The following is a 25,645-nucleotide window of genomic DNA, read 5'->3' as shown; positions in this document are numbered from 1 at the left end:
CCCTCGTCACTGTGGTCCGCTAACTGTAACGCGTTCTAGTTTCGTTACGAAAGGGTTTCGTTTGGGAGGATGTTGCCGTGAAGATCCTGTCGATCCAGTCCTCGGTCGCCTATGGGCATGTCGGCAACTCCGCAGCGGTCTTCCCGCTGCAGCGCCTCGGTCACGAGGTCTGGCCGGTGTTCACGGTGCACTTCTCGAACCACACCGGGTACGGCGCGTGGCGCGGACCGCTGCTGGACCCGGCCGACGTCCGCGAGGTCATCGCCGGCATCGACGACCGCGGCGTCCTCGGCACCGCCGACGCGGTGCTGTCCGGTTACCAGGGCGACCCCGCCATGGGTGCGGTCATCCTCGACGCGGTCGCCCGGGTCAAGGAGCTCAACCCCGACGCCGTCTACTGCTGCGACCCGGTCATCGGTGACGTCGGTCGCGGCATCTTCGTCCGTCCCGGCATCCCGGAGTACCTGCGCGACGAGGTCGTTCCGTACGCCGACATCCTCACGCCCAACCACTTCGAGCTCGAGTTCCTGGCCGGACGCGTTGCACGCACGGTCGAGGACGTGCTGGCTGCGATCGACGTCGTACGCGATCGGGGGCCGCGGGACGTGCTCGTCACCTCGATCCGGTACGACGACAGCGAGACCCTCGACGTCGTGGCCGTCTCCGACGCCGGCGCCTGGGCCGTGACCACGCCGTTGCTGCCGATCGCACCCAACGGTGGCGGCGACCTGACCGCGGCGCTGTACCTCGCGCACCTGCGCGAGTCCGGCTCCCCGGCGGTGGCGCTCGGGCGGACGACCTCGTCGGTCTTCACCGTCCTCGAGCGCACCCTGGCCGCCGGCACCCGCGAGCTCCAGCTGGTCGCGGCGCAGGACGCGATCGCCGTACCTCCGGAGCGGTTCGAGGTGCGGCAGCTGCGCTGAGCGCGGCGGTCAGCGCTCGACCATCGCGACGGCCGACACGGAGAGCACCGCGCCCACCGCGGCGATGCCGCCGAGCACCGCGAACGTGACCGGATAGCCGCCTGCCACGTCAGCCAGACCGGCACCCACGAACGGCCCGATGGCCGTGGCCAGGGCAACGGGAGCGCCGAGGACGCCGTTGAGGGCTGCGTAGCGCTCGGGGCCCCACAGGTCGGTGACCAGCAGCGCGCCGACGAGCGTGAAGAGCCCGCGGGCAGCGCCGGCCACGACGGCACCGAGCACGAGCAGCGCCGCGGGACCAGGCACCACTGCGAACACGGCGATGGTCACCGCCAGCGCGGAGGTCGTCAGGCCGACCCGGGCCCGCAGTCCGAGCGCCCTGCTGAGGGCCGGGTAGGCGAGGCGCCCGACGACCTGGCCGGCTCCCCCGAGACCGAGCGCCCAGGCCGCGAGGCCGGGAGTGAGGTCGCGCTCGATCAGGAGCGGCACGAACGCCACGATCGACGCGTACATCGCCAGCGTGGCCAGGGTGAAGCCGATCGCCACGAGCACGAAGGCCGCGCTGGTCACGACCTCGCGGTCGGTCGCCGCATGGTGTCCTGCTTCCGCCGGCTGCCAGGTGAGCCGGAGCGCAAAGAAGTGCAGCGGTACCGCGACGACGAGGAGCAGCACCGCGAACACGACGTAGGTCGTGCGCCACGAGGTGCGCTCGGCCAGGAGGGTCGTCGTCGGCGCGAAGATGGTGCTGGCGAAGCCCGCCACGAGCGTGAGCGCGGTCAGCGCCTCGACCCGGCGCGCGCCGTACCAGTGCGTGATGGCAGCGAACGCGGGCGCGTAGAAGAGGCCGGCTGCGCCCGTTCCGCAGACCACCATGGCCAGCAGGAAGAGCGGGTACGTCGGCGCGATCGCGACGAGCAGCAGTCCGGTCGAACCGACACATCCACCGGCGACCATGACCCTTCGCGGGCCGCGGGCCTGGATCGCCCGCCCCGCAGGGATGCCGGCCACCCCGGTGGCGAGGCTCCCGGCAGAGAACGCGGCGGTGATCGCAGCCAGGGACCACCCGGTGTCGGACGAGATCGTGGGCGCCAGCACCGCGAAGGCGTAGTACAGGGTGCCGTAGCTGACCGTGACGGTCACGCAAAGAGTCGCGAGGACCCTGCGAGGTGGCCGTTCGGTCATGGGCGAACGGTACGCAGGGCCGGTTGCGCTCCGGCTCCGCCGGGACGGAATCCCCACTCCCCCGGAGCGGTTCGAGGTGCGCCGACTGCGCTGACTAGGATGCTCCGGTGCTCAGCAATGGGCACGTGCCGCCTTAGCTCAGTTGGCCAGAGCGTCCGCCTTGTAAGCGGAGGGTCGTCGGTTCGATTCCGACAGGCGGCCCCACTGCACCAACCACCGTCGTACCTGACGAACCTGTCGTCCACGCGGCGAATTCGCAGCAGGTTCGTCAGGTGCGTTGCTCTCCGCCCGACCGCGGCTTCCGGCGCGTCACCAGCACCCCGACGACACAGAGCGCACCACCCGCGAACGCCAGGGGCGGCGGCACCTCGTCGAGCAGGACCCACGCCATCACGGTCGCGATGGCCGGCACGAGGAACGTGGTCAACGCCTGCTTGCCGGCGTCGGTGTGGCGCAGTGCGAAGGCCCAGGTGCTGAAGGCGATCGCCGTCGGGAAGACGCCCAGGTAGGCGATCCACAGCAGGGTCCCCGTGCTGCCGTCCCGGATCACGTCACCCAGGTCGCCGATCCAGGGCAGGCAGACGACCGCGCCGATCCAGCAGGCGTAACACGTCACTTCGAGGCCGGAGAGCCGCCGGAGCAGCACCTTCTGGCACACCACCCCGATCGCGTACGTCGCCGCGGCGAGCAGTGCGAGCAGGACACCGTCGAGGTCGGAGCCGCCCTCGCCCCGCATCGCGCTGCCGATCACGACGACGCCACCGAAGGCGACGGCCATGCCGACCAGCAACCAGCCCGTGAGCCGCTCGCCGAGGAAGAGCGCGGCGAACAGGGCGATCAGGATCGGCCCGACCTGCACGACCATGGCGGCCGTCGCGGCGTCGATCCGTCGCTCGCTGTCGTTGAGGGCGAGGTTGTAGATCCCGAACCACGCGACTCCGCAGCCGACCAGCAGCATCACCTCGTTGCGCGTGAAGCGGCTCCGCGGCGCCCGCGCCAGCAGCGCGGACAGCACGACCGCCGCGATCAGCAGCCGGCCCAGGGAGAGGGCGCCGGGCGTGACCTCGCGGCCGAGGTGACGGATCGCCACGAACGCAGAGGCCCAGAGGACCAGGGTGACCCCGATCGCTGCGACCGGCTGCCAGGCGGGAGGTCCCGACACGACAGGAATCTCAGGGGCGGCCTGCGCGGGCGTCGACGTCACTCGTCGAACCTAGGGTGCGGGGCCGTCCAGCGGCACGCGGTTTTCGGACGTCCTACGTCGAGATCCGGACGTTCCGATGAATGTCGGAGTCCTGACTAGTCTCAGGTGCTGTGGACCTCCCCGTGATGCCGCCCGTCCAGCCGATGCTCGCGAAGGCGGTGTCGGGCGTGCCCGACCCGGCCAAGTACGACCCCATCGGCCTGCTCTTCGAGCCCAAGTGGGACGGCTTCCGCTGCATCCTGTTCAAGGACGGCGACGAGGTCGAGCTGGCCAGCCGCAACACCAAGCCGCTGACCCGGTACTTCCCCGAGCTCGTCGAGGCGGCGCGGGCCGAGCTGCCCGAGCGGTGCGTGCTGGACGGCGAGATCTTCGTGGCCCTCGACAGCGAGGACGGCAAGGGCCGCCTGCAGTTCGAGGTGTTGCAGGAGCGGATCCACCCCGCTGCCTCGCGGATCGGCATGCTCGCCGAGAAGACGCCGGCCGCGTTCGTGGCATTCGACCTGTTGGCACTGGGCGACGCGTCGTACCTCGACCGACCCTTCGTCGAACGACGCAAGGCTCTCGAGGAGGCACTGGGCGGCCTCGCCGACAAGCCCGATGCCCGGTGCCACCTGACCCGCACCAGCACCGACCCGGCCGTGGCGCAGGAGTGGTTCCACCAGTTCGAGGGCGCTGGCCTCGACGGCGTCGTGGCGAAGCCGCTCAGTGCGCCGTACGCACCGAATGCCCGGACGATGCTGAAGATCAAGCACGAGCGGACCGCCGACGTCGTGCTCGCGGGCTACCGCGAGCACAAGACCAGCACGCCCGAGCAGCCCCTGATCGGGAGCCTCCTGCTCGGCCTCTACGAGGACGGCGAGCTGCAGCACATCGGCGTCAGCGCCAGCTTCACGGCCGCACGGCGCGCCGAGCTCTGGCAGGAGCTGCAGCCCCTCGTCTGCGCCATCGAGGACCACCCCTGGGGGCGCTGGCAGGAGTTCCTCGTCGCCAACCCCGGCCGCCAGCCGGGCACGCAGAGCCGGTGGAGCAGCGGGAAGGACCTGTCGTTCACTCCCCTGCGCCCCGAGCGCGTCATCGAGGTCAAGTACGACGCCATGGAGGGCCGTCGTTTCCGGCACACGGCCCACTTCAAGCGGTGGCGCGAGGACCGCGACCCGGAGTCGTGCGGCTACGAGCAGCTCGAGCAACCGGTGAAGTATGACCTCGCGGACGTGCTCGGGGGCTGACGCTGCGACCGGCGCGGGTGCAGGATGGAGCCATGAGCACCGACGCCACACCCGCCCTTGAGCAGTACGACGTCGTCCTCCTCGTGGAGCAGGCGCTGACCGCCGTGGATGCGGCCGAGGTCCGTGCGCTCCACGAGTCGCTCGACGCCGACGTGATCTACCACGTCCTGCTGCCGATGGCCGATGCAGCCGCAGCGGTCGAGGCCTCCCTCGGCGTGATGGGCGGCGCGGACCTGATGGCCGCACCGATGACGCCGTCGCCCGACGAGATCGAGCACCTCCGCGAGGAGTACAAGAACCAGGCCGAGCGCGACCTCGCCACCACCACGTCCGCCCTCACCGCCACCGGTGGGACCGTCGGCGAGGGGACCGTGGTGACCGATTCGGCCGTCGACGCCCTGATCGCCAAGGTCAAGGAGGTCAACGGGCGCGAGGCCATCATCCTCACCCGCTCCCACGTGATCGCCGAGTTCTTCCACGTCGACTGGACCTCGCGGGCGCGCCGCAAGCTCGGCGTCCCCGTGCTGCACCTGCTCGAGCACGACGCCGGTTAGGGCGCGCAGACCGCGCTGACTCGGGGCGTAACAGTGCCCGCCGTCCGCTCGTTGATCAGTCATGTCGGCCCTGCACACCCTCGACGTCCGCCTCTACGAGGTGCTGGCGGGTGCACGCCTGCCGGCCGCCGAGCGTGACCAGGTCATCGACCTGTGCGAGTACGTCGTCGGGTTGATCCCCGAACTGGACCTGCCCCATCCGGGCCGGACCACCCGCAGCGCCGTCCATCTGCTCCTCGACGACCTCACCACGTCACTGGACGTGCGGGTCCGGGGCGACCTCGCGCGGCTGTGTGAAGTCGCGGTCGTCCGCGGCCTCGACTGAACCTGCGCGGCAGTCAGGTCCCTTCGACCCGGTTGCCCTGCTCGTCCCAGTGCTCGGCGACCTTCTTGCTGGGCTGCACCCGCGGTGGCTCCCCCGGCATCTTCGGATAGTCCGGCGGGAAGTTGAGCTCACTGGCACCGTCCGCGACCTGCTGGTCCCAGAGGTCCAGCAACGGCTGGAGCGAGAACGACTCGTCATCGATGCTCGCCCACGGGTCGCCGTCGGCCATCCGTTCGGGGACCGTGAACAGGTTGAAGTCCCTGGGGTCCGTGACCCCGGCCAGCTCGGCCCAGGTCATCGGCGTCGAGACCGGGGCGCCCGGCAGCGGTCGCAGCGAGTACGCCGACGCGATGGTGCGGTCGCGGTTGTTCTGGTTGAAGTCGACGAAGATCCGTTCGCCCCGCTCCTCCTTCCACCACGCTGTCGTCACCTGGTCGTCGCGTCGGGACAGCTCACGACCGAAGGCGATCGCGGCGTGCCGCACGTCGGTGAACTCCCAGCGCGGCTCGATCCGGACGTAGACGTGGACCCCGCGGTTGCCCGAGGTCTTGGGGTACGCCCGCAGCCCGAGCTCCTCGAACAGCTCGCGAGAAAGGTCCGCGACCCGCACGGCGTCACCGAACGTCGTACCCGGCTGGGGGTCGAGGTCGATCCGCAGCTCGTCGGGGTGGTCGGTGTCGGCCCGCCGAACGGGCCACGGGTGGAAGGTGAGCGCCCCCATCTGGGCGCACCAGACCGGCACCGCCAGCTCGGTCGGGCAGATCTCCTCGGCCGTCCTGCCGGAGGGGAAGGTGATCTCGACGGCTTCGAGGTAGTCGGGAGCGCCCTTGGGGACGCGCTTCTGGTAGAAGCCCTCGGCGTCGTTGTCGCGCGGACCGGTGGCCAGCCGGAAGCCCTCACGGACACCGGATGGCCACCGTTCGAGCGCTGTCGGGCGCTCGCGCAACGCACGCATCAGGCCGTCACCGACCGCGACGACGTACTCGGCCACCATCAGCTTGGTGACCTCGCCCGTCCGTTCGGTCGCTTCGTAGATCACGCGGTCCGGGCTCGACACCCGGACCTCGCGATCGCCGGCCTGCACCATGGCTGCCGCGGTCTTCGCCATGGTTGGACCCTAGAGGGTCAGCCCGACACACCGCTCAACTCGTTCGGCGCGTGCGCCACGTCGATGCTGCGCACGACCTTGCGATCGGCCAGGTCGATCACGTGGATCTGCTTCGTCGCCGGCTCGGTGACGTAGGCGAACCCACCGATGACCTGCAGGGTCGGCCGCGGCTCGTGCCAGTCGGTCGGCTCCTGCCAGGCCTTCGTCACAGGGATCGAGGTCGTGAGCACGGCCTCCGCGGGATCGATGACGTGCACGCTGCCGTTCGTGCCGAGCACCAGCGCCTCCCCGTCCGGCGTGCGCCCCAGCGAGCGGAAGCTGTAGCTGGACGGGAGGTCCACCAGGCGCAGCGACGCGTTGCGGGTGTCGATCACTGACACCCGGGTCGGCCGTTCGAGCTCCGCGTCGGCGTCGACCTTGTAGTCGCCGAGGACGTACGGCGAGCTCTCGTGGCCGGCCTGGTTGCCGATCCGGCCGTAGGCGTCGGGCGAGTCGACCTTGGTGATCCGGCGCCCGTCCACGACGAGCACGCCGTCCTCGCACCCGAACAGCGCGACGTCGCCCGCGAAGGCCTCACCGTGGACACCCGGGCACTCGTCGGAAGCGGCCAGCTCGTTGCCGGCAGCCGTGATCATCCGGATGCCGCTGCGGGCTTCGGAGGTCCCGACCGTGTGGATCAGGTTGCCGTGCCCGTCCTGTACGGCGACCCCGTGGTGGGCCTGGTCCAGCGTCCACGTGTCGAGGGAGGGCTCGGCCTCGTCCAGCTCGGCGAGGTCCGCGGGGTCGAACGCCGTGATGACCCCGGTGCCGTCGTCGAAGACAGTCGTGCGGCCGTGGTGCGGCACGACGTGGCCGGGCTCCTCGGCGCTGATGGTGAAGTCGGTCAGTCGCGGGTCGGTCGTCCACGAGTGACCGTGGTCGCCGTGGTCGTCGGTCCACGACCCCAGGTCGAGGGCGGTCAGTCCGCCCGCGGCAGAGACGAGGAGGTGGCGGTCGTCGCCGGCAGGGTTGAGCCGGACGAAGCCGTCGACCTTCTCGTCGAGCAGCACCTCACCCGTGGCGGCGTCGAGGACGGCCACGCCGCCGTCGTACGTCATGGCCAGCCGGGGCTGCGGGGTCTGCACCTCCGTCGCCGCGGCATCGGACGAAGGCGCGTCAGCGGACCTGGGAGCGGATTCCTCGGCGCCGCAGCCGGCAAGGGCGAGGGTGGACAGGAGTGCGAGAGCACTGGACTTGATCAACATGAGAATGATTCTCATGTTCAAGTCCAGTGCGCGTCAAGTCGACGCCGTGTCGCGGCCCCCGCGGTCAGCCGTCCTTCGGCTCCAGGGTCAGGCTGACCGAGTTGATGCAGTACCGGTCGCCGGTCGGAGTGCCGTAGCCGTCGGGGAACACGTGGCCCAGGTGCGAGCCGCAGTTGGCGCACCGCACCTCGGTCCGCTTCATCCCGAGCGTCGAGTCGTCGACGTACTCGATCGTGTCGCTGATCGGCTGGTAGAAGCTCGGCCAGCCACAGCCGGAGTGGAACTTGGTGTCCGACTCGAAGAGGGTCGCCTGGCACGCCTTGCAGCGGTAGACGCCCTTGGTCTCGGTGTCGGTGTACTCACCTGTGAACGCGCGTTCGGTGCCGGCCTTGCGCAGCACCTGGTACTCCTCGGGAGTGAGTTCGGCCTTCCACTCCTCGTCGGTCTTCTCCACCTCATATGCCATGACACCGAGGCTACCCAGTGCATGCCCGTGTCACACGCGAGTCGGCATCCCGGCGTCGCGCCAGGCCGCGAATCCGCCGACCACATCGGTGGCATGGCGGATGCCCAGCCGCTGGAGCGCGTCGGCCGCCAGCGAGGACGTGTAGCCCTCCTGGCACAACACGATCACCCGGCGGTCGTACGACGCCTCGGGGATGCGTGCCTCGCTGCGCGGGTCGAAGCGCCACTCGAGCACGTTGCGTTCAATGACGCGCAGCGGCAGCCAGCCCGCCACCTCGCCCTCCTCCTCGCGCTGTGCCGCAGGGCGGATGTCGACGAGGAGCGCGTCCCCGGTGACCAGTTCCTGGAAGGCGGCACGGGCGCTGATCCGGTCGAGCCGGGAGCGGGCGTCGTCGAGCATCGCGTCGATGCCGTCGTACTGCTGCGCGGCGAAGCCTTCGGGCACGGGGGCCAGCGTAGTCACCACTCCTGCCCTGCCCGCTCGACACCGAGCACCTCGAGCCGGTCGCCACGGAAGCGGAAACGGGTCATGGTGGAGAGGCGGGGCGAGTAGACGTGCAGCGACAACGCCGGAAGGTCCGACTCGTTGCGGACGTCGTGGGCATAGCCGGCGCCGAACGCCTTGGCGTCGCCGGCGTCGAGGTCGTTGAGCTTCAGGCCACCGTCGAAGGTGTGCTCGACGAGCGAGCCCTGGAGCACCGTGAAGGCGCCGGACGACGAGCCGTGGTCGTGCCAGTCGGTCGTGGCGCCCGGCGGCCACGAGATCAGCCAGACCTCGTACTCCTCGGCGGCGTGGATCCGCAACCACGAACGCTCCGGGTGATCGGGGTCGAGCAGGTAGTTCAGGTCCGGGTCGGCGGCGTACTCACGCACGACCTCGAGCAGGGAAAGCACAGCAAGCTGGGTCATCGGGATGTCTCTCGGAACGGCGCCGGCCACCTTGCTCGGGGGCCGGACGCGGACTGCTGGGATCGGGGATGAGGACGATCAACAACAGCGACAACGCCGCAGCGCGCCACCTGAGGTGGCGGACATGGCTGCGGCGCGGTCGGACATGTTCCGATTGTGTACTAAGTCGATGAACTTTGCAAGCCGTTACGGCAGGCGGGCCACCAGGTCGACGACGTCGACACGCCGACCGGTGTAGAACGGCACCTCTTCGCGGACGTGCCGACGGGTCTCGGAGCCGCGCAGGTGCCGCATCAGGTCGACGATCCGGGACAGGTCGTCGCACTCGAAGGCGAGGATCCACTCGTAGTCGCCGAGGGCGAAGCTGGGCACCGTGTTGGCGCGGACGTCGGGGTAGCCGCGCGCCATCTTGCCGTGCTCGGCGAGCAGGCTGCGGCGCTCGGCATCGTCGAGGAGGTACCACTCGTAGGAGCGCACGAACGGGTACACCGCGACGTAGTCGTGGACCCGCTCGTCGGCGAGGAACGCCGGCAGGTGGCTGCGATTGAACTCCGCCGGCCGGTGCAGGGCCATCTGCGACCACACCGGCGCGAGCCGCGACCCGAAGGCCGTGCGGCGCAGTCGGTGGTAGGCCGCCTGGAGCGCGTCGCTCGACTCGGCATGCCACCACACCATCACGTCGGCGTCGGCGCGCAGGCCCGCGACGTCGTACACGCCCCGGACGACGACGTCCTCCTCGGCCAGGTCGGCGATGAGGGCCTCGACCTCAGCGGCCTCGCCCTTGCGTGCGACGTCGTCGTCACCGATCGTGCGGTCGAGGCGGAACACCGACCACATCGTGTAGCGGATCAGCTCGTTGAGCTCGTTGATCTTCGCGGCGTTGGACTGGATGTGGGCCTGCGGGTCGGACATGGCTCCATTGTGCCGCGCCGCCGACTGCCACACTTCGCACCCCCAATTGCCACACTTCGCATCCCCAACTGCCGCACTTCGTGGGTCAGGCGAGCAGGTCGGCGATGGCGCGGTGGGCGGAGCCGATGGTGGCCGGGATGCCGACGCCGTCGTAGGCGGCGCCGCAGAGGGCGAGGCCCGGGACCTCGGCGACGGCGGCGCGGATGCGGGCGACGCGATCGAGGTGGCCGACCCAGTACTGCGGGAGTCCGCCGCCCCAACGCTGCACCACCGCGTCGACGGGTGCCGCCGAGAGGCCGGTGGCGCTGGCCAGGTCCTTGAGGGACACCGTGACCAGGTCCTCGTCGGCGACCTGCAGCGAGGCTTCCTCGCCGAAGCGGCCCAGGGAGGTGCGCAGCACCAGCAGGCCCTCCCCAGCCGTACGCACCCAGTCCCACTTCGCGAACGAGAAGGTCGACGCCTTGATCGCGCGGTCATCGACCGGCGGGACCAGGAACCCCGAAGCACCGAGGTCGAGCCTCTCGGCCACGTCGGCCTCGTCGGCTCGGAAGGCCAGCGTGACGAGGGCGACCGACGCGTACCCGATCTGCCGCAGCTCGTCGGCAGCCGCTGGCGCCAGGTCGGCGAGCAGCCGGGCCGTCGGCGCAGCCGGGGTGGCGACCACCAGCAGGTCCGCGGACTCGTCGCCGGCAGCGGTGGTCACCACGAAGCCGGAGCCAGTACGACGAACAGCGGTGACCGTGGCGCCGTGGCGGATCTCGACGCCCGGCCGTTCGCGGAGGTCCGCCGCGAGCGCGGCGGGCAGCCGCCACATGCCGCCGTCGACAGCAGCGAAGACGGGCGGCGCATCGGCGGGCGGGGTCGGGAGCGTGAACTCGTCGCGCGCGATCAGGTCGACCAGCTGCGGGACGGCGGCGCGCGCCGAGATGTGGCGGGCCTGGCCGGCGTACACACCTCCCAGGAGGGGCTCGACGAGGCGGTCGACGACCTCCTGGCCGAAGCGGCCGCCGACGAGCTCGCCCACCGACACGTCCCAGGTGGGGTGCTGGACGTGCTGGTGGCGCGCGTCGCGCATGCCCTCGGGCGACAGGATGCCCGAGGCCTCGAGCTGGTCAAGGTCCAGCGGAGCCCCCATCAGCGTGCGAGGCAACGGGCGCAGCGCATCGCGGGTCCAGACCCGGGACGTCGCCGCGGTGGGATGGGCGAGCGGGAGGCCGAGGTCCGTCGCGAGCGCCGTGCCCTCGGGCCGGCGATGCAGCATCGCCTCGGCACCGACGTCGACCGTCACTCCCGCGACCTCGCCCGCGCGCAGCTTGCCGCCCGGCCTGTCGGTCGCTTCGAGGAGGAGCACGTCGTGGCCGGCGATCGCCAGGTCGCGCGCGGCCGTCAACCCGGCCACACCCGCACCGACCACCACCGCTCGACTCATGCGCCCAGCCTGCCAGAGCCCGGCACGACGCCATCGGGAACCGTCCGGGGCGGCGCCGCGTCGTACCGCCATGACGACGACACCCCCGAGGGCCTCACGCAGGACACCCCGCACCCGACTCCTGCTCGCCATCGCGGCGGTGGCCGCCGTGGCGGCAACCGCAGGTTGCGCGGGGTCCGGGGACGACGACGAGCGCTCCACGGCCGACGTGGCCTCCAGCCGCGACGACGCCGGCGGCGCCGACCTCGAGCCCGGCGCACCCCAGGCCGGCCTGGCAGACGGCAGGGCCCAGGACGCGGCAGCGGCGCCCGACGCCGAGGTCGCAGCGGATCCTGCGAAGCAGCTCGAGGTCCCTGGGCAGTCCGTGATCTCGACCGGCACCATCTCGCTGGAGTCCAAGGACGTGGGTGATGCCCGGGTCGAGGTGCGCAAGGTCATCGACAAGTACCAGGGCACCCTCGCCGAACAGGAGACGACGACCGGCGACAAGGGCGAGGTCACCTCGGCCCGGCTGGTCTTCCGGGTGCCGGCTGCCCGCTTCGCAGACGCGACCCTGGATCTCGAAGGGATCGCGACCCTGACCAGCTCCACGTCGTCGGGCCAGGACGTGTCCACCGAGGTGGTCGACGTGGAGGCGCGGATCCGCGCCCAGCGCAAGAGCGTGTCCCGGATCGAGGCGCTGCTGGCGCGCGCCGAGAACCTCGAGCAGATCGTGACCATCGAGAGCCAGCTGAGCTCACGCCAGGCCGAGCTCGATGCCCTGCTCGCCCGGCAGACCTACCTCGCCGACCAGACCAGCCAGTCCACGATCAACGTCTACATCCAGCAGCCCGACACGGAGTCCGACGACAACGACGACGACACGGCAGACGGCTTCCTCGGCGGCCTGCGCGACGGCTGGGACAGCTTCGTGTCCGGTTTCGGCGCCGTCCTCACCGTGGTCGGATTCGCCCTCCCCTGGCTCGCGCTGCTGCTCCTGATCGGCATCCCCGCCCGCGTGCTGCTCAGGCGACGGGGTCGAGCAACCGCCTGATCAACGGGCGCGAGCGCTCGAGCCACTGCTCGTAGGCCGCGGGGTCGTCGTACTGCTTGTCGAGGACGTAGAGCCCTCCCGGTACGACGGCCCCGAGGTGCAGCAGGAGCGGGGCCAGGCCCACGTCGGGCGCCAGCGCATGCGCGGGACCACCGCCGAGCATCAGGGGGACGGCGAGCCCGGACAGCTGCCCGACGGCGAACCGGTCGAGAAACAGCTTCAGCAATCCCGTGTACGTCGCCTTGTAGGTCGGGCACGCGACGACCACCAGGTCCGCCCCACCGACCGCGGTCACCAGGTCACCGACGGCGGGATCACTCCAGTCGAACAGCGCGGCACCGACGGTGGCGAGGTCGACCACCAGGTCGGGTTCGGCTCCGACGAGCTCGCGATGCAGGAGCAGGGCAGCATCGAGGGTGCGGCTGGCGGGACGGGGGTTGCCGACCACGACGGCCGTGCGCGGCGCGCTCATCGGCCCGCCCCCACCGACGCGAACGGCACGGCGCTGCTGTGCAGGCGCTGCGGGCCGTCGTACTTCCACAGGCCACGCTCAGCGAGGATCGGCAGCACCCCTTCGCCGAACCAGTAGGCGCCCTCGAGGTGCGGGTAGGCAGAGAGCACGAACTCGTCGAGCCCGAGATCGGCGTACTCGGCGATCCGGTCGGCGACCTCCTCGTGACTGCCCACCAGCGCGGTGCCGGCACCGCCGCGCACGAGGCCGACGCCGGCCCAGACGTTCGGGTGGATCTCGAGATCGGCGGTGCTGCCACTGTGCAGGTCGAGCATCCGCCGCTGGCCCTCGGACTCGCTGCGGCGCAGGCCGTCCTGGACCCGCGTGATGGCCGCCGGATCGATCCCCTGCAACAACCGGTCGGCCTCCGCCCACGCCTCCTCGGCGGTGTCGCGGGTGATCACGTGCATCCGGATCCCGAAGCGGATCGGACGATGGTCCGGCCCGCGTCCGGCCGCGGCGGCGAGCTCGCGGATCCAGGCGATCTTCTCCGCCACGGCGTGCGGTGGTTCGCCCCAGGTCAGGTAGACGTCGGCATGCTCGGCGGCCACCTTGCCCGCGGCGGGTGAGGACCCGCCGAAGTAGATGTCCGGGACCGGGTTCGGGATCTGCGCGAGCTGCGCGTTCTCGACCGAGAGGTGTTCGCCCGCGAAGTCGACGACCTCACCAGTCCACAGGCGGCGCACGATCTCGAGGAACTCGCCGCACCGTTCGTAACGGGCGTCCTTGTCGAGGAAGTCGCCGTACATCCGCTGCTCGTGGCTCTCGCCGCCGGTGACGACGTTGAGCAGCAGGCGGCCACCACTGAGGTTCTGGAAGGTGCCGGCCATCTGGGCGGCGAGGTACGGCGCCACGACCCCCGGGCGGAACGCCACGAGGAACTTCAGCCGGTCCGTGGTCTGGCTCAGCATCGCCGTGCTCAGCCAGGCGTCCTCGCACCACGCACCCGTCGGCGTGAGCGCCGCTTCGAAGCCGTTGTCCTCCGCCGCCCGGGCGACCTGGGTGAGGTAGGCGACGTCGGCCGGACGCCCGGCCTGTCCGGGGTTGACGCCGTGGCCGCCGCCGACGACGTTGCGTCCGTCGCCACCGTTGGTGGGCAGGAACCAGTGGAACTTCAAAGACATCGCGATCCTCAGATCTGGCCGTTGCGCGGCGGCAGGGTTCCGTCGATCGCGAAGCGACCGAGGTGCTGGACCTTCCAGGCCGCCGGGTCGTGCAGGGTGTGGGTACGGGCGTTGCGCCAGTGCCGGTCGAGGTTGTCCGTGGCCAGGGCCGAGCGCGTGCCCGCAACCTCGAAGAGCCGGCTCGCTGCCTCCAGGGAGGCGGCGGTGGTGGCGGCTCGCGCCGCGGCGACCGCGAGGCTGGCGTCGGCAGCGGTCTCGTCGGTCAGGTCGGCGCGGGCCCGGTCGACGGCGCGACCGGCCTCGGCCAGCAGCGCCTCCGCGCCACGGACCTGCAGCTCGATCTCCCCGAAGGCGCGCACGACCAGGGGGTCCTCCGCGGCGCCCGCGACGTCGTAAAGCGTGATCGCGTCGGGGTAGGGCCGGCTCCGCGTGGTCACGAAGGCCGCCGCGTCCCGTAGCGCCGCTCGCGCGATGCCCGCGTCGATCGCCGCGTGCAGGAGCTGCGCGAACGACCCGTAGGCCTGGGGTCGTTCGAACGTCAGGTGGTACGGCGTGATCCGGTCGGATGCGACGCGGACCCCGGCCAGCCGGACGGTGCCGCTGGCGGTGGTGCGCTGGCCGAGGCCGTTCCAGTCGTCGATGACGGTGACTCCCTCGGCGTCCCGTTCGACCCAGGCCACGTGCAACGGCCCGCCCTCCCCGAGGTGCGCGAGGACCGGGATCCAGTGCGCGAACAACGCCCCGGTGCAGTAGCCCTTCTCGCCGTCGAGCACCCAGTCGCCGTTGACCAGGGCGTCGCGGCGCAGTGTGGTCGCGTGGTCGCGGACGTGCTTCGAACCGATCTCGGACTGGGCGTTGCCGAACCGCTTCCCGGCCAGCACCTCGCCGAGCAGGAAGGCCTTCTGCTCCTCGGTGCCCTGCTCCAGGATCGCGTTGACGTAGACGAAGTGGCTGTGCGGGATCTGCGCGATGTTCGGGTCACCGGTGGCGATCAGTCGCACGACCTCGGCCAGCACCGCGGCACCCAGCCCCGGGCCGCCGTACTCGACCGGAACAGTGAGGGCGAGCAGCCCGGAGGCCGAGAGGGCCTCCACCTCCGCGACCGGGAGTATCCGTTCCCGGTCGCGGAGGGCCGAGCCCTCGGCGAACGTGGCGGCCAGCTGCGTGGCGGCCGCGATCGCGGAGGTGGCCGTGTGGGCCTCGGGGGTTTCGAGGCTCGTCGCTGGCGCTCCTCGCACCTCAACCACCGGAGGGCTCGCGGTCATCAGACGCGCTCCAGCTCCGCTGCTTCGAGCTCGCGGACGATCGGGAGCACCTCACGGCCGAAGTACTCGACGTCCTCGAGGTAGTGCAGGAAGCCGAGGAGCAGCAGGTTCACGCCACGGCGCTTGTACTCGATGATCCGGGTCGCGATCTGCTCGGGCGTGCCGATCAGGCCAGTGCGGAAGCCGTCGTTGTACTGGACCAGGTCGGCGAACTCGGAGTCCTGCCACATGCCCTTCTTGTCACCGGTGCTCTGGCCGGCCTGGCGTACGGCGCCGCCGAACCCTTCGACCGCCTCGCGGTCGGCCTTGTCGATGATCTCGCGCAGGACGTCGCGCGCCTCGGCCTCGGTGTCGCGGCCGATGAAGAAGCCGTTGACGCCGAACCGCACGGTGCGGCCATGGACGGTGGCCACGTCGGTGACGTCGCGGATCTGCTCGGAGATCCCGTCGGGGGTGTTGCCGTTGGCGAAGTACCAGTCCGAGACCCGGCCGGCCATGCCGCGCGCGTCGGTGGAGTTGCCTCCCTGGAAGATCTCCGGGTGCGGGCGGCCCTCGCTGGCCAGCGGCTTGGGCTTCAGGTCGAAGTCGTGGAGGCGGTAGAAGTCGCCGTTGAACTCGGCGTTCTCCGACGTCCAGATCTCGCGGACGTAGCGAATGAACTCCTCCGAGCGGCGGTAGCGCTCGCCGTGCTCGAGCCACGGCTCGCCGAGCTTGGTGAACTCGTCCTTGAACCAGCCGCTGACGACGTTGATGGCGGCGCGACCACCGGAGATCTGGTCGGCCGTGGCGATGAACTTCGCCAGCACGCCCGGCTGCCAGAGGCCCGGGTGGACCGCGGCGATCACCTTGAGGCGCTCGGTGGCGAGCAGCAGCGCGAGGCTGAAGCTGGTCGACTCGTGCTGGTTCGCGGCGCCGTACGACGCGATGTAGCGCACCTGCGAGAGCGCGTACTCGAAGCCGTTGTTCTCGGCCAGGCGCGCGAGCTTGACGTTGTAGTCGTAGCCCCAGTCGGTGCGCTGTTCGATCTTGCTGACCACCAGTCCCCCGCTGACGTTGGGGACCCAGTAGGCGAACTTGAGCGGCTCGGCGAAGGCTTCGCGGTCAAAGGGCTGGTCGGACATGTGAGGTCTCCGTGGTTAAGTCGAGTAGTTCAATAGACATTAGCGGAAAGTTGCTGTCGCGCAAGCCTTCGCGGGGTCGCCGGCTCGTGGAACCGGCGACCCCGCGAAAGGCAGGGCCTGTCACCGTGCCGTGCGTCCGATCGCCCATGCGTACGGCGGCGGGGAGCCATTCACGAGATACCCGCCGACCACCCGCGACTTGAGGATCCGCGGGTTGTGCGAGGCCACCGTCCGCGCATTGCGCCAATGCCGATCCAGGCCCCGCTCACGCGATGTCCCCGACGCACCGAGCGTGTCGAACAGGTTGGTCGTCGCCGTCAGGATCAGATCGGTCACGGCCACCTGGGCTGCCGAGGACTCGAGCTCGGCCACCTCGTTGGCGATCGCGACCTCGACATCGGCTCCGGGCGGCAGGTCGGCCACCTCCTGCACCGCCGTCGCCGTCCGGATCGTGACCGCCTCGGCCGCATGGACTGCGGCGGCAGCCTCCCCGATCCGGGCCAGCACCTGCGCGTCGTCACGCACCCGCGGGGCATTGGCGTGGGAGTAGTTGCGCTCGCGACCCTGCACCTGCGCGATGAACTCCCGCAGAGCAGCCTTCCCGATCCCGCTGAGGACGGAGAGCAGGTTCAGCTGGTAGAGCGCGGTCTGGTAGGCGAACCGCTCGCCGAACGGCAGCACGTTCTCGGCCGGCACCGGCACGCCGTCGAAGGTGGTCGTGCCACTGCCCGACCCACGCTGCCCGAATCCGTCCCAGTCGTCGGTGACCGTGACCTTCGGTTCGCGGGTGTCCACCAGGGCGATCGCGAAGTCCGTCGGCCGACCCGGGACCTCGCGCTTCACGTAGACATCCGCCCACTCGGCGTAGACCGTTCCGGTCGTGTAGAACTTGCTGCCCGTCAACAGGTAGTCGCCGTCAGGCTGCGCAGTGAGCACCGTGGCCTGGGTGTCGATCGCGGTGGCACCGACCTCCGACCACGCGTTGCCGGCGATCTCGCCCGCAGCGAAGCGTTCGAACCACACCCGCTGGTCACGACCCCGGGCGTGCTGCCAGAGCCGGTCCTCGACGAGGGCCCCGTGTCCCCGGAGCGCCTGCGGCAGGTTGGAGTCCGCGGCCGCGAGGTCGATCCACAGCTGCGTGAGCTCCGGGATCGAGGCCCCGCGGCCGCCGTACTCGGTCGGGACGCGGAGCGCACCGAAGCCGGCCGCCTTGAGGCGGCCCACCTCCTGGTCCGGCAGCACGTCGTCGACCTCACGCTGGAGCGCGCCTTTGCCGATCTCCTCGAAGAGCGGTCCGTACGACGCCCGGAGCTCGTCGAGCAACGGGGTCCGCAGCGTCGGGCGGTCGAGCCCGCGGACCACATCCGCGGCGATGTCGGGAAGAGGGCGGTCGGTGATGGTCATCGCCGCGTCCTCACGTGTACCAGGACGGCGCCGGCAGCTCGCCGAGCAGGGCGTAGCGCCCGACCTCGGCACGCTTGTGGGCCACCGGGTCGTGGAGGCTGTGCGTGCGGATGTTGCGCCAGAAGATGTCGAGGCCCACGCTGCTCGCCGTGGCGCGAGCTCCCGTGACGTCGTACACCCGCGTCCCGACCTCGAGGCCGGTGTCGATCGCGACCTGCTTGGCCGCTGCAATCACCACCTCCGCCTCGCCGCGCTCCTGCTCGGTCACGGTGTCGGCGTGGGCGTTGATCGCCTCGATGAGGGTGGCGGCCCGCTCGACCAGGGCCTCGGCGGCCCAGAGCTTCGAACGGAGGTCGCCGTACGCCTCGAGGATGTAGAACTCCTCGCTCGCGGAGTCCTTGAGGTCCGGCGTGAAGGGCCACGGACGGGTCTTCTCGCGGGTGTAGGTGGCTGCGGTGGCCAGCGCGCCCTCGGCAATGCCGACGTAGATGTTGGCGAAGATGAGCTGGATCAACGGCACGTTGAGCGTGTTGTAGACCCGCGGCACGAACTCGTGTCCTTGCTCGGTCTCGACGTAGCCGGCGGCTGCCGCCCACGGCACCCGGACGCCGTCGATGGTGACGCCGCCGCTCTCGGTGAGGCGCTGGCCGAGGCTGTCCCAGTCACCCTTGAACCGGATGGCGGGCTGGTCGGTGGGGACGATCGCGAAGACGTGCTGGTCAGTGCCCTCGAGGATGCCTTCGAGGACCGTCACGTCGGAGATCCGGCCGCCGGTCGAGAAGCTCTTCTCTCCGCGGTAGACCAGTTCCTCGGCGCCGTCGTCGCCCTGCTCCAGGGTGATCCTCAAGTCGGCGTCACGCGGGTTGACCGCGCCCCCGAAGAACCAGGCGTCCTGCGTGGCCTGCTGCTCGACGGCAGCGATCTGGTCGCGGGTGCCGACCAGGCGGACGGCCCAGAACCACAGGTAGTGGTAGCCGATCAACTGTCCGATGGAGCCGTCGCCGGCGCTGACCGCGCGGATCACGCGCAGGGCCGTCGTCCAGTCCTGGCCACCTCCGCCGTGCTCGACCGGCCCCAGCAGGGTGACCAGGCCCGAGTCCTTGAGCAGCTGCACCTCCGCCGTCGGGATCGCGAGGGCGCGGTCACGCTCGACGGCATCGGCAGCCAGCGTGGTGGCGACCTGGCGCGCGCGTTCGAGCCAGCCGTCCGCAGTCGTCGGGCGGTCGGTCCACCCACCGGCGGCCGTGCCGGGAGGGGCGGTCAAGTCAGCAGTCATGGACGAATCTCTCCTCGTGTCGAGAAAGCGTGATATTGTTTCTCTACAGACTTACTGCACTTTAAGGGTCTGACAAGTGTCCAGCCTCTCGGCATCGCCGAGGGGGTGATCGGCTGCGGCACTCACCGAACTCACCAGGAGCACCAGATGCGCATCGAACAGTTGGAGTACCTCGCCGCCGTCACCCAGCACGGGTCACTGCGCCGCGCGAGCGAGAAGCTCCACCTCTCGCAGCCCGCGCTCAGCGAGGCCCTCACCAAGCTGGAACGCGAGCTACGCGTCACCCTCCTCGACCGACGGCGCTCGGGCGCCCGCATCAGCCGGGAAGGCCGCGAGCTGCTTCCCTACATGAACGAGGTGCTCGCCGCGGTCGACCGGCTCAAGGTTGCGGCCGGCGACCAGCGCACCGACACCCGGGTCATCCGCGTCGGCACGGTGCACGCCGCCACCTCGACCCTTCTGGTGCCCGCCGTCCGCGTGTTCCAGGAACGCCACCCCGGTACGACGGTCGAAGTGCTCACGATGCAGCAGGCCCAGATCGACGAGGCGCTGGCCGAGGGCACCCTGGACCTCGGGCTGGTCAACGTGCTCGACGGCGACGACGCACCCATCGGCCTCGACGGGATCGACCTGCTCGTCGGCCGGCCGGTCGCCGTACTCCCGGCCGGGCACCGCCTCACGGTCCGCCCCCAGGTGACCATCGACGAACTGCGCCTCGAACGCTTCGTGATGATGCGCGCGGGCTACGTGATGCACCGCTACGTCCACCGGGCGTTCGGCCCGGAGGTCCCGCCCGCGGCCCACAGCACCGACGGCGCGGAGATGGGCAAGGCGCTGGTGGCCGAGGGCATCGGCGTCACCGTGCTCCCGGACTACTCCGTGCACGGCGACCCCTTGCACCGGGTCGGCCTGATCGAGACCCGCCCCATCGTCGGGGAGAAGACCTTCGTCACCCTGCAGCTGCGCCAGCGCAAGACCCTCCAGCAGCCGCTGCCCGTGCGCGAGCTGCAGACCGCCCTGATCGCGCGGGCCAAGGAGTACCGCGCCGCCAACGAGGCGGCGGCAGGCGCGGCTTCCTGAGGCCATCGGGTCCTCGGGACATGATGAGGACGTGACCACCACACCGAACGTGTCCGCGCGGCTTGCCGTCCTCATCGACGCCGACAACACCTCGCCGAAGTACGCCAGCGTGCTCCTGCAGGAGCTGGCGCAGTACGGCGTCGCCACGGTGCGGCGCGCGTACGGCGACTGGACCACACCGCAGCTCGGCGGCTGGAAGGCGCAGCTCAACCAGCACGCCATCGCGCCGGAGCAGCAGTTCGCGTACACGACCGGAAAGAACTCGACCGACTCCGCGCTGATCATCGACGCCATGGACCTGCTCTACGGCGGAAGCGTGGACGCCTTCGCCCTGGTCTCCAGCGACAGCGACTTCACTCGCCTCGCCACACGCCTGCGCGAGTCCGGAAAGACCGTCTACGGCCTGGGCCTTCGCAAGACTCCACAATCACTGGTCGCGGCCTGCGACACCTTCATCTATCTCGAGCTCCTCAACGAGAGTCCCGCGGACGACGAGCCGGACGAGCCGCAGAGCGGTCCGGTCGATGACCACGTGGAGGCCGCCGCACCCCCGGGGCCGAATCTCCACAGCTTGCTGACCCGAGCAGTCAACAAGAAGTCGGACGACGACGGATGGGCACATCTCTCGGCCATTGGCAGCTACCTGCGGGCCGCCAACTCCTCGTTCGATCCACGGCTCTACGGATTTCCGAAGCTCGTCTCACTGGTCCAGGCGCAACCCTTCCTGACGACCAAGGGCTCAGGCAGTGGTGTCCTCGTCAGCCTCAAGGGCAAGGCGTCCGCCAAGAAGGCCGCCGCGAAGAAGGCGCCCGCGAAGAAGGCTCAGGCCAGCGGGTAGGACTGCACGAACTCGGTCAGCCGCGCGAGCTGGTCGGGGTTGGTGCTCGGGATGACGCCGTGGCCGAGGTTGAAGATGTGGCCGCGTGCGGCGCGACCGGCCTCGATGACCTCGGCGGCGCGCGCCGTCATCACCTCGGTCGGCGCGAACACCAGCGTCGGGTCGAGGTTTCCCTGCACCGCCCGGTCCCCGACCATCGGGATCGCCCGCTCGAGCGGGGTGCGCCAGTCGACACCGACGACGTCGGCACCGGCCTCGCCCATCAAGTCCAGCAGGTTCGTCGTACCGACGCCGAAGTGGATGCGCGGGACACCCAGCTTGCCGACCTGCTCGAGGACACGGGCCGAGTGCGGCTGGACGTGGCGGACGTAGTCGCCCGGGGTGAGGGCACCGGCCCACGAGTCGAACAGCTGCACGGCCGAGGCACCGGCCGCGACCTGGGTCTCGAGGAACGCAGCCGAGATGCCGGAGATCTTGCGCATCAGCGCGTCCCAGACGTCGGGGGCGCCGAACATGAGCGCCTTCGTCTTCGCGTGCTCCTTCGAGGGCCCGCCCTCGACGAGGTACGACGCCACGGTGAACGGCGCGCCCGCGAACCCGATCAGCGGGGTACCGCCGTTGATGCCGGCGAGCTCGGCGACGAGGCCCTGCACCGCGGCCGTGATGTACGGGATCTGGTCGGCCGTCAGGTCGGGGATCGCCTCGACGTCGGCAAGGGTGCGCACGGGGTTGGCCACGACCGGACCGACGCCGGGCACGATGTCGAGGTCGACGCCCACGGCCTTGAGCGGCAGCACGATGTCGGAGAAGAAGATCGCGGCGTCGACGCCGTACCGGCGGACGGGCTGGAGCGTGATCTCGACGATCAGCTCGGGGTCCGCACAGGAGTCGAGCATCGCGATTCCCTCGCGGAGCTTGAGGTACTCCGGGAGCGAGCGGCCGGCCTGGCGCATGAACCACACAGGCGTGTGGGGGACCGATTCGCCGCGGGCGGCCTTCAGGAAGGCCGAGTCATGGAGGGACGTCACGAGGCCAGCGTCTCAGGTCGACGGCGTGGGACGCACATCGATCGGCACCCTTCGCCCTAGTCTGACCCCATGGTCGCTCGCCAGGAGTCGAACCCGGGGTCCGGCGCTGCCGGCACACCCCGCGAGTTCACCGCTGCCGTCGACAGCCTTCGGTCAGCGAACTTCCGTCCTGAGGTGTTCTGCGAGGAGATGCCCGCGCCGCAGCGGATCGCGCCGTACGCCACGGCGCTCTCGGCCGACGTCACCATCGACGACGAAGAGGTGGCCACCGGCCGCCTGGTGGTGCTGCACGATCCCGCCGGCAACGACGCCTGGGAGGGCACCTTCCGCTGCGTCGCGTACTGCCGCGCCGAGATCGACCACGACCTGGCCACCGACCCCCTGCTGACCGACGTCGGCTGGACGTGGCTGACCGACGCGCTCGAGGCCCACGGCGCCGACCACGTCGCCGAGTCCGGCACGGTCACCCGGGTCGCCACCGAGAGCTACGGCGGGATGGCCGGCGAGCCGGGCAACGCCCAGCTCGAGATCCGGGCGTCGTGGACGCCGATCGACCCGACCGACCTCGCGTCCCACGCCGAGGCGTGGGGCGAGCTGATGTGCACCGCTGGGGGCCTGGAACCGGTGCCGGACGGGGTGGCCGTGATGCCGTCGCGTCGTGGCCAGCGGGGCGGCACCGACTGATGGCTGAGCAGCCAACCGACGCACCTGACGGCACGCCGGAGGACGTGGAGACGGCACCACCGGTCGAGCTTCTCCGGCTCGCCGGCGGCCTGCCGCCGGTCATCGACACCGTCCCCGCGCTCGAGGAGTACTGCGCGGTCCTCGCCGCCGGGACCGGTCCGGTCGCTATCGACGCCGAGCGCGCCTCCGGATACCGCTACTCCAGCCGGGCGTACCTGATCCAGGTCAAGCGCGAAGGCTCCGGCATCGGCCTGATCGACCCCATCGCGTGCGAGAACCTCGACCTGCTCGCCGACGCGATCGGCGACGCCGAGTGGATCCTGCACGCCGCCACCCAGGACCTCGCCTGCCTGGCCGAGGTGGGCCTGCGCCCGAGCGCCCTGTTCGACACCGAGCTCGCCGGTCGACTGCTCAACTACCCCCGCGTCGGTCTCGCGACCCTGGTCGAGACCCTGCTCGACCGGCAGCTGCTCAAGGAGCACTCCGCCGTCGACTGGTCGACCCGCCCCCTGCCGGAGTCCTGGCTCGAGTACGCCGCCCTGGACGTCGAGGTGCTGGTCGAGCTGCGCAACCTGCTCGCTGCCGAGCTCGAGGAGACCGGCAAGGCCGACTGGGCGCGCCAGGAGTTCGACAACCTGCTCAGCTTCACGCCGACCGTGCGGGTCGATGCGTGGCGCCGGACCAGCGGACTGCACAAGGTGCGCGGTCGTCGTACCCTCGGCGCGGTGCGCGCCCTGTGGGAGGCCCGCGACAAGCTGGCCCAGGAGCGCGACGTCACCCCCGGCCGACTGATCCCGGACGCCGCCATCGTCGCCGCGGCCACCGCCATGCCGACCAACCGTGGCGCCCTGATGTCGACGTCGGGCTTCCACGGACGCGGGGCCTCGCGCTACGCCAACGAATGGCTCGCGGCACTCCAGAAGGCCGCGGCCCTGCCCGAGGACGAGCTACCGACCCGCGTCACCCATGGCGACGGACCGCCTGCACCGCGCGCCTGGGGCGACAAGGACCCCGTGGCCGCCCGCCGCCTCGAGCTGGCCCGCGCCGCGATCGGCGCTATCGCCGAGGAGCAGAACCTCCCCCTGGAGAACCTGCTCACCCCGGACCACCTGCGCCGGGTCATGTGGACCCCGCCGCACTCGCGCGAACCCGTCGAGCTGCTCGAGGCCGTCATCGACCAGCTCCGCGCCCTGGGCGCCCGCAGCTGGCAGATCGGCCTGACCGCGCCCGCCCTCTCCAGCGCCGTCCTCGACGCTGACGAGTGGAAGCGTCAGTTGCGCGAGCGGTCGTCGGTGGCGCCGTCCGACGCCGTGCCCGAGGCGCTTGACGACGCCGTGGACGACGGGTCGTCCGAGGGTTCCTCCGACGGCTCGTAGTCCGGGTCCAGCAGCGTGCGCGACTTCTCGTCGATCGCGCGCAGCAGCTCCTGCAGGTCCGTGAGGACCGGCGTCGTCAGCAGCCCCTTGATGTCCGGGGTGATCAGCGCCTGCAACTCGGCGCCATTGGTCATCAGCGGCGGCAGCACGATCGAGCGCACCACGTTGTTGAACACGACGGCGTGCGCCGGGGCCAGGTCCGGCTGCAGGAAGTCCTTGGACAGCGCGACGGTCAACTTGCTCGGCTGGATGTAGCCGGTCTCGGCGACCCGGGCCACGGCCTCGTCACTGACGAGGTAGCTGAGGAAGTTCGCCGAGCTCTCGGCGCGCGCCGGCGACCCCGGGGCCAGGCAGATGCCATTCTGCTCGCCGACCGTGTGGTTCGCGCCCAGTGACGGCATCGGCATCACGTCGAAGTTCAGGCCCTCCACGGCCCGCAGGTCGGGCGTCAGGCTGCGGAAGCCGGCGATCATCGCCAGGCGGCCACGCTTGAACCAGTCGACGGCCGAACGCTGCTCGAGCTGCCGCGTGGTCAGCGTGAGCCGGGGATCCCGCAACAGCTCAAGGGTCTGGCGCAGGGCGTCCGTCGAGTCGTCCTCGCCGAGGGACAGGCTCTTCGGCTCGTCGCCGTCGAAGATCTTCCCGCCACCCGAGTAGATGAACGGCGCCAGCCCGCGCAGGGTGGGCTCGATGTAGACGCCGCGGGTCTTCAGCCGCGGGCGGCTCGCGAACTCCGCAGCGGCGCGGAACTCGGCGAAGTTCCAGCCCGAGTGGTCGTCCTTCGGCGTCGGCAGCCCCTCGGCCGCCATCGCCTCGAAGTCGACGAGATCGGTGTTGTAGTACATGACCATCGGCGAGGTCGTGTAGGGCATGCACTGCAGGTCGTCGTCGACGGAGAAGGCCTCGATCGCGTCGCGCGAGAAGTCCTCGCCGACCGGGATCTCGCGCTCGTTCAGCAGGTCGAGCAACGGCAGGTTGCGCTTCTCGGCGATCGTCTCGGCGAGGTCGCCGCGCGGCAGGAGGTACAGGTCGGGGCGCGCCACACCGGTCCGCATGGCCAACAGCATCGATGCGGAGTCGGGCCACGAGGTCAGTGCGACGTTCGTGTCCTTGCTGCTCGCGTTGTAGTCGTCGACGACGCCCTGGTAGGCAGCGACCTCGGCCTTGTTGCCCCACACGGCGAACTCGAGGTTCGTCATCGTGGGCTTGGTCGACACGGGGTGCTCCGGCTTCTCGCCCTTGCTGCCGCTGGCCAGGACCAGCATGCCGATCAGCACAGCCACGGCGACGACGCCGACGACGGCACCCGTTCGCCAGTCGAAGCGACTCACGCGCGTCATTACCGTCCTCACTGTGTCCCCGGAACCGTTGACCGGAACCGCGTTCAGCCTACCGGCGGAAGTCGAGCACACCGGGCCGGGAGC

General features: G+C 70.6%; 26 protein-coding genes and 1 tRNA gene. 10 read left to right on the top strand and 17 right to left on the bottom strand.

Annotated elements, in window-relative coordinates:
• Positions 1-77 precede the first annotated feature (77 nt).
• On the top strand, positions 78-923 hold the full coding sequence (pdxY, locus tag ACOACQ_RS07750; RefSeq protein WP_378603067.1) for a pyridoxal kinase PdxY: 846 nt from the start codon (positions 78-80) through the stop codon (positions 921-923).
• Between the two features lie 9 nt (positions 924-932).
• Here the strand turns inward: pdxY and ACOACQ_RS07745 are convergent, their stop codons facing one another.
• Positions 933-2,105, bottom strand: coding sequence for an MFS transporter (locus tag ACOACQ_RS07745; RefSeq protein WP_378603070.1), 1,173 nt, complete (start codon positions 2,103-2,105; stop codon positions 933-935).
• Positions 2,106-2,232: 127 nt separating this feature from the next.
• Between ACOACQ_RS07745 and ACOACQ_RS07740 the strand changes: the two genes are divergently transcribed.
• Positions 2,233-2,309 (top strand) — tRNA-Thr (locus ACOACQ_RS07740).
• Positions 2,310-2,373: 64 nt separating this feature from the next.
• Here the strand turns inward: ACOACQ_RS07740 and ACOACQ_RS07735 are convergent.
• On the bottom strand, positions 2,374-3,267 hold the full coding sequence (locus tag ACOACQ_RS07735; RefSeq protein ID WP_378603073.1) for a DMT family transporter: 894 nt from the start codon (positions 3,265-3,267) through the stop codon (positions 2,374-2,376).
• Positions 3,268-3,419: 152 nt separating this feature from the next.
• On the opposite strand from ACOACQ_RS07735, the gene ACOACQ_RS07730 reads away from it, so the two are divergent.
• The 3 genes from ACOACQ_RS07730 to ACOACQ_RS07720 all read left to right on the top strand — a co-directional run bounded on the left by ACOACQ_RS07730 (position 3,420) and on the right by ACOACQ_RS07720 (position 5,414).
• Positions 3,420-4,535, top strand: a complete 1,116-nt coding sequence (locus tag ACOACQ_RS07730) for an ATP-dependent DNA ligase (protein WP_378603076.1) — start codon at positions 3,420-3,422, stop codon at positions 4,533-4,535.
• Positions 4,536-4,567: 32 nt separating this feature from the next.
• A complete protein-coding gene (locus ACOACQ_RS07725) occupies positions 4,568-5,089 on the top strand; it encodes a hypothetical protein (protein WP_378603079.1) in 522 nt (173 codons plus the stop codon).
• 61 nt (positions 5,090-5,150) lie between these two features.
• Positions 5,151-5,414, top strand: a complete 264-nt coding sequence (locus ACOACQ_RS07720; RefSeq protein ID WP_182379688.1) for a hypothetical protein — start codon at positions 5,151-5,153, stop codon at positions 5,412-5,414.
• A gap of 13 nt (positions 5,415-5,427) precedes the next feature.
• On the opposite strand, the gene ACOACQ_RS07715 is transcribed toward ACOACQ_RS07720, so the two are convergent.
• The 7 genes from ACOACQ_RS07715 to ACOACQ_RS07685 form a co-directional block, all read right to left on the bottom strand.
• Positions 5,428-6,522 (bottom strand): DNA polymerase domain-containing protein, encoded by a 1,095-nt coding sequence (locus ACOACQ_RS07715; protein WP_378603083.1) that lies wholly within the window; start codon positions 6,520-6,522, stop codon positions 5,428-5,430.
• A gap of 17 nt (positions 6,523-6,539) precedes the next feature.
• Positions 6,540-7,766, bottom strand: coding sequence for a zinc metallochaperone AztD (gene aztD / locus ACOACQ_RS07710; RefSeq protein ID WP_420288011.1), 1,227 nt, complete (start codon positions 7,764-7,766; stop codon positions 6,540-6,542).
• 64 nt (positions 7,767-7,830) lie between these two features.
• Positions 7,831-8,232, bottom strand: a complete 402-nt coding sequence (msrB, locus tag ACOACQ_RS07705; protein WP_378603089.1) for a peptide-methionine (R)-S-oxide reductase MsrB — start codon at positions 8,230-8,232, stop codon at positions 7,831-7,833.
• A 30-nt stretch (positions 8,233-8,262) separates the two neighbouring features.
• Complete coding sequence (locus ACOACQ_RS07700; protein WP_378603092.1) at positions 8,263-8,676, bottom strand: rhodanese-like domain-containing protein; 414 nt, start codon at positions 8,674-8,676, stop codon at positions 8,263-8,265.
• 14 nt (positions 8,677-8,690) lie between these two features.
• Positions 8,691-9,140 (bottom strand): cysteine dioxygenase, encoded by a 450-nt coding sequence (locus tag ACOACQ_RS07695; protein WP_378603095.1) that lies wholly within the window; start codon positions 9,138-9,140, stop codon positions 8,691-8,693.
• A 186-nt stretch (positions 9,141-9,326) separates the two neighbouring features.
• Positions 9,327-10,052: a hydrogen peroxide-dependent heme synthase gene (hemQ, locus tag ACOACQ_RS07690; RefSeq protein ID WP_378603098.1), complete on the bottom strand. Its 726-nt coding sequence runs from the start codon at positions 10,050-10,052 to the stop codon at positions 9,327-9,329.
• Positions 10,053-10,137: 85 nt separating this feature from the next.
• On the bottom strand, positions 10,138-11,481 hold the full coding sequence (locus tag ACOACQ_RS07685; RefSeq protein WP_378603101.1) for a protoporphyrinogen/coproporphyrinogen oxidase: 1,344 nt from the start codon (positions 11,479-11,481) through the stop codon (positions 10,138-10,140).
• Positions 11,482-11,551: 70 nt separating this feature from the next.
• On the opposite strand from ACOACQ_RS07685, the gene ACOACQ_RS07680 reads away from it, so the two are divergent.
• Positions 11,552-12,514, top strand: coding sequence for a DUF4349 domain-containing protein (locus tag ACOACQ_RS07680; protein WP_378603103.1), 963 nt, complete (start codon positions 11,552-11,554; stop codon positions 12,512-12,514).
• Here the strand turns inward: ACOACQ_RS07680 and ACOACQ_RS07675 are convergent.
• From ACOACQ_RS07675 to ACOACQ_RS07650, 6 genes are all read right to left on the bottom strand, one after another.
• On the bottom strand, positions 12,486-12,986 hold the full coding sequence (locus ACOACQ_RS07675) for an NADPH-dependent FMN reductase (RefSeq protein WP_378603106.1): 501 nt from the start codon (positions 12,984-12,986) through the stop codon (positions 12,486-12,488). The genes ACOACQ_RS07680 and ACOACQ_RS07675 overlap by 29 nt on opposite strands.
• Positions 12,983-14,149, bottom strand: a complete 1,167-nt coding sequence (locus tag ACOACQ_RS07670) for an LLM class flavin-dependent oxidoreductase (protein WP_378603109.1) — start codon at positions 14,147-14,149, stop codon at positions 12,983-12,985. The genes ACOACQ_RS07675 and ACOACQ_RS07670 overlap by 4 nt, the downstream gene beginning before the upstream one ends.
• 8 nt (positions 14,150-14,157) lie before the next feature.
• Complete coding sequence (locus ACOACQ_RS07665) at positions 14,158-15,414, bottom strand: SfnB family sulfur acquisition oxidoreductase (RefSeq protein WP_378603112.1); 1,257 nt, start codon at positions 15,412-15,414, stop codon at positions 14,158-14,160.
• Positions 15,414-16,535, bottom strand: a complete 1,122-nt coding sequence (gene sfnG / locus ACOACQ_RS07660; protein ID WP_378603115.1) for a dimethylsulfone monooxygenase SfnG — start codon at positions 16,533-16,535, stop codon at positions 15,414-15,416. The genes ACOACQ_RS07665 and sfnG overlap by 1 nt, the downstream gene beginning before the upstream one ends.
• 120 nt (positions 16,536-16,655) lie before the next feature.
• Complete coding sequence (locus ACOACQ_RS07655) at positions 16,656-17,939, bottom strand: acyl-CoA dehydrogenase family protein (protein WP_420288010.1); 1,284 nt, start codon at positions 17,937-17,939, stop codon at positions 16,656-16,658.
• A gap of 10 nt (positions 17,940-17,949) precedes the next feature.
• Positions 17,950-19,215, bottom strand: coding sequence for an acyl-CoA dehydrogenase family protein (locus tag ACOACQ_RS07650; protein ID WP_420288009.1), 1,266 nt, complete (start codon positions 19,213-19,215; stop codon positions 17,950-17,952).
• Positions 19,216-19,362: 147 nt separating this feature from the next.
• Here ACOACQ_RS07650 and ACOACQ_RS07645 point away from each other — a divergent pair, with 147 nt between their 5' ends.
• Both ACOACQ_RS07645 and ACOACQ_RS07640 read left to right on the top strand, forming a co-directional pair.
• Positions 19,363-20,295, top strand: coding sequence for a LysR family transcriptional regulator (locus ACOACQ_RS07645; protein WP_378603124.1), 933 nt, complete (start codon positions 19,363-19,365; stop codon positions 20,293-20,295).
• Between the two features lie 31 nt (positions 20,296-20,326).
• Positions 20,327-21,133, top strand: coding sequence for an NYN domain-containing protein (locus tag ACOACQ_RS07640; protein WP_420288008.1), 807 nt, complete (start codon positions 20,327-20,329; stop codon positions 21,131-21,133).
• Here ACOACQ_RS07640 and hemE read toward each other — a convergent pair.
• Entirely contained in the window at positions 21,118-22,161 is a 1,044-nt protein-coding gene (gene hemE / locus ACOACQ_RS07635; RefSeq protein WP_378603130.1) for a uroporphyrinogen decarboxylase, read from the bottom strand. The genes ACOACQ_RS07640 and hemE overlap by 16 nt on opposite strands.
• Before the next feature lie 69 nt (positions 22,162-22,230).
• Between hemE and ACOACQ_RS07630 the strand changes: the two genes are divergently transcribed.
• Positions 22,231-22,845, top strand: coding sequence for a DUF3000 domain-containing protein (locus ACOACQ_RS07630; RefSeq protein ID WP_378603133.1), 615 nt, complete (start codon positions 22,231-22,233; stop codon positions 22,843-22,845).
• Positions 22,845-24,221 (top strand): HRDC domain-containing protein, encoded by a 1,377-nt coding sequence (locus tag ACOACQ_RS07625; protein WP_420288007.1) that lies wholly within the window; start codon positions 22,845-22,847, stop codon positions 24,219-24,221. Before ACOACQ_RS07630 ends, ACOACQ_RS07625 begins: the two co-directional genes overlap by 1 nt.
• On the opposite strand, the gene ACOACQ_RS07620 is transcribed toward ACOACQ_RS07625, so the two are convergent.
• Entirely contained in the window at positions 24,116-25,561 is a 1,446-nt protein-coding gene (locus ACOACQ_RS07620) for an extracellular solute-binding protein (protein WP_378603139.1), read from the bottom strand. The two genes, ACOACQ_RS07625 and ACOACQ_RS07620, sit on opposite strands and share 106 nt — an antisense overlap.
• Between the last annotated feature and the right edge of the window lie 84 nt (positions 25,562-25,645).

This window comes from Nocardioides sp. CPCC 206347 (assembly GCF_048654605.1).
Taxonomy (GTDB): domain Bacteria; phylum Actinomycetota; class Actinomycetes; order Propionibacteriales; family Nocardioidaceae; genus Nocardioides.
Note: the sequence above shows the minus strand (reverse complement) of the source record. Positions and strands in the feature narration are given on the sequence as shown.

What these genes read in the sequence shown, in the direction of transcription:
- ACOACQ_RS07745 (WP_378603070.1), bottom strand. Translation starts at nt 2,105, where the DNA reads ATGACCGAACGGCCACCTCGCAGGGTCCTCGCGACTCTTTGCGTGACC.
- ACOACQ_RS07725 (WP_378603079.1), top strand. Translation starts at nt 4,568, where the DNA reads ATGAGCACCGACGCCACACCCGCCCTTGAGCAGTACGACGTCGTCCTC.
- ACOACQ_RS07720 (WP_182379688.1), top strand. Translation starts at nt 5,151, where the DNA reads ATGTCGGCCCTGCACACCCTCGACGTCCGCCTCTACGAGGTGCTGGCG.
- ACOACQ_RS07715 (WP_378603083.1), bottom strand. Translation starts at nt 6,522, where the DNA reads ATGGCGAAGACCGCGGCAGCCATGGTGCAGGCCGGCGATCGCGAGGTC.
- aztD (WP_420288011.1), bottom strand. Translation starts at nt 7,766, where the DNA reads ATGTTGATCAAGTCCAGTGCTCTCGCACTCCTGTCCACCCTCGCCCTT.
- msrB (WP_378603089.1), bottom strand. Translation starts at nt 8,232, where the DNA reads ATGGCATATGAGGTGGAGAAGACCGACGAGGAGTGGAAGGCCGAACTC.
- ACOACQ_RS07695 (WP_378603095.1), bottom strand. Translation starts at nt 9,140, where the DNA reads ATGACCCAGCTTGCTGTGCTTTCCCTGCTCGAGGTCGTGCGTGAGTAC.
- hemQ (WP_378603098.1), bottom strand. Translation starts at nt 10,052, where the DNA reads ATGTCCGACCCGCAGGCCCACATCCAGTCCAACGCCGCGAAGATCAAC.
- ACOACQ_RS07685 (WP_378603101.1), bottom strand. Translation starts at nt 11,481, where the DNA reads ATGAGTCGAGCGGTGGTGGTCGGTGCGGGTGTGGCCGGGTTGACGGCC.
- ACOACQ_RS07680 (WP_378603103.1), top strand. Translation starts at nt 11,552, where the DNA reads ATGACGACGACACCCCCGAGGGCCTCACGCAGGACACCCCGCACCCGA.
- ACOACQ_RS07675 (WP_378603106.1), bottom strand. Translation starts at nt 12,986, where the DNA reads ATGAGCGCGCCGCGCACGGCCGTCGTGGTCGGCAACCCCCGTCCCGCC.
- ACOACQ_RS07670 (WP_378603109.1), bottom strand. Translation starts at nt 14,149, where the DNA reads ATGTCTTTGAAGTTCCACTGGTTCCTGCCCACCAACGGTGGCGACGGA.
- ACOACQ_RS07665 (WP_378603112.1), bottom strand. Translation starts at nt 15,414, where the DNA reads ATGACCGCGAGCCCTCCGGTGGTTGAGGTGCGAGGAGCGCCAGCGACG.
- sfnG (WP_378603115.1), bottom strand. Translation starts at nt 16,535, where the DNA reads ATGTCCGACCAGCCCTTTGACCGCGAAGCCTTCGCCGAGCCGCTCAAG.
- ACOACQ_RS07655 (WP_420288010.1), bottom strand. Translation starts at nt 17,939, where the DNA reads ATGACCATCACCGACCGCCCTCTTCCCGACATCGCCGCGGATGTGGTC.
- ACOACQ_RS07650 (WP_420288009.1), bottom strand. Translation starts at nt 19,215, where the DNA reads ATGACTGCTGACTTGACCGCCCCTCCCGGCACGGCCGCCGGTGGGTGG.
- ACOACQ_RS07645 (WP_378603124.1), top strand. Translation starts at nt 19,363, where the DNA reads ATGCGCATCGAACAGTTGGAGTACCTCGCCGCCGTCACCCAGCACGGG.
- ACOACQ_RS07630 (WP_378603133.1), top strand. Translation starts at nt 22,231, where the DNA reads ATGGTCGCTCGCCAGGAGTCGAACCCGGGGTCCGGCGCTGCCGGCACA.
- ACOACQ_RS07625 (WP_420288007.1), top strand. Translation starts at nt 22,845, where the DNA reads ATGGCTGAGCAGCCAACCGACGCACCTGACGGCACGCCGGAGGACGTG.
- ACOACQ_RS07620 (WP_378603139.1), bottom strand. Translation starts at nt 25,561, where the DNA reads ATGACGCGCGTGAGTCGCTTCGACTGGCGAACGGGTGCCGTCGTCGGC.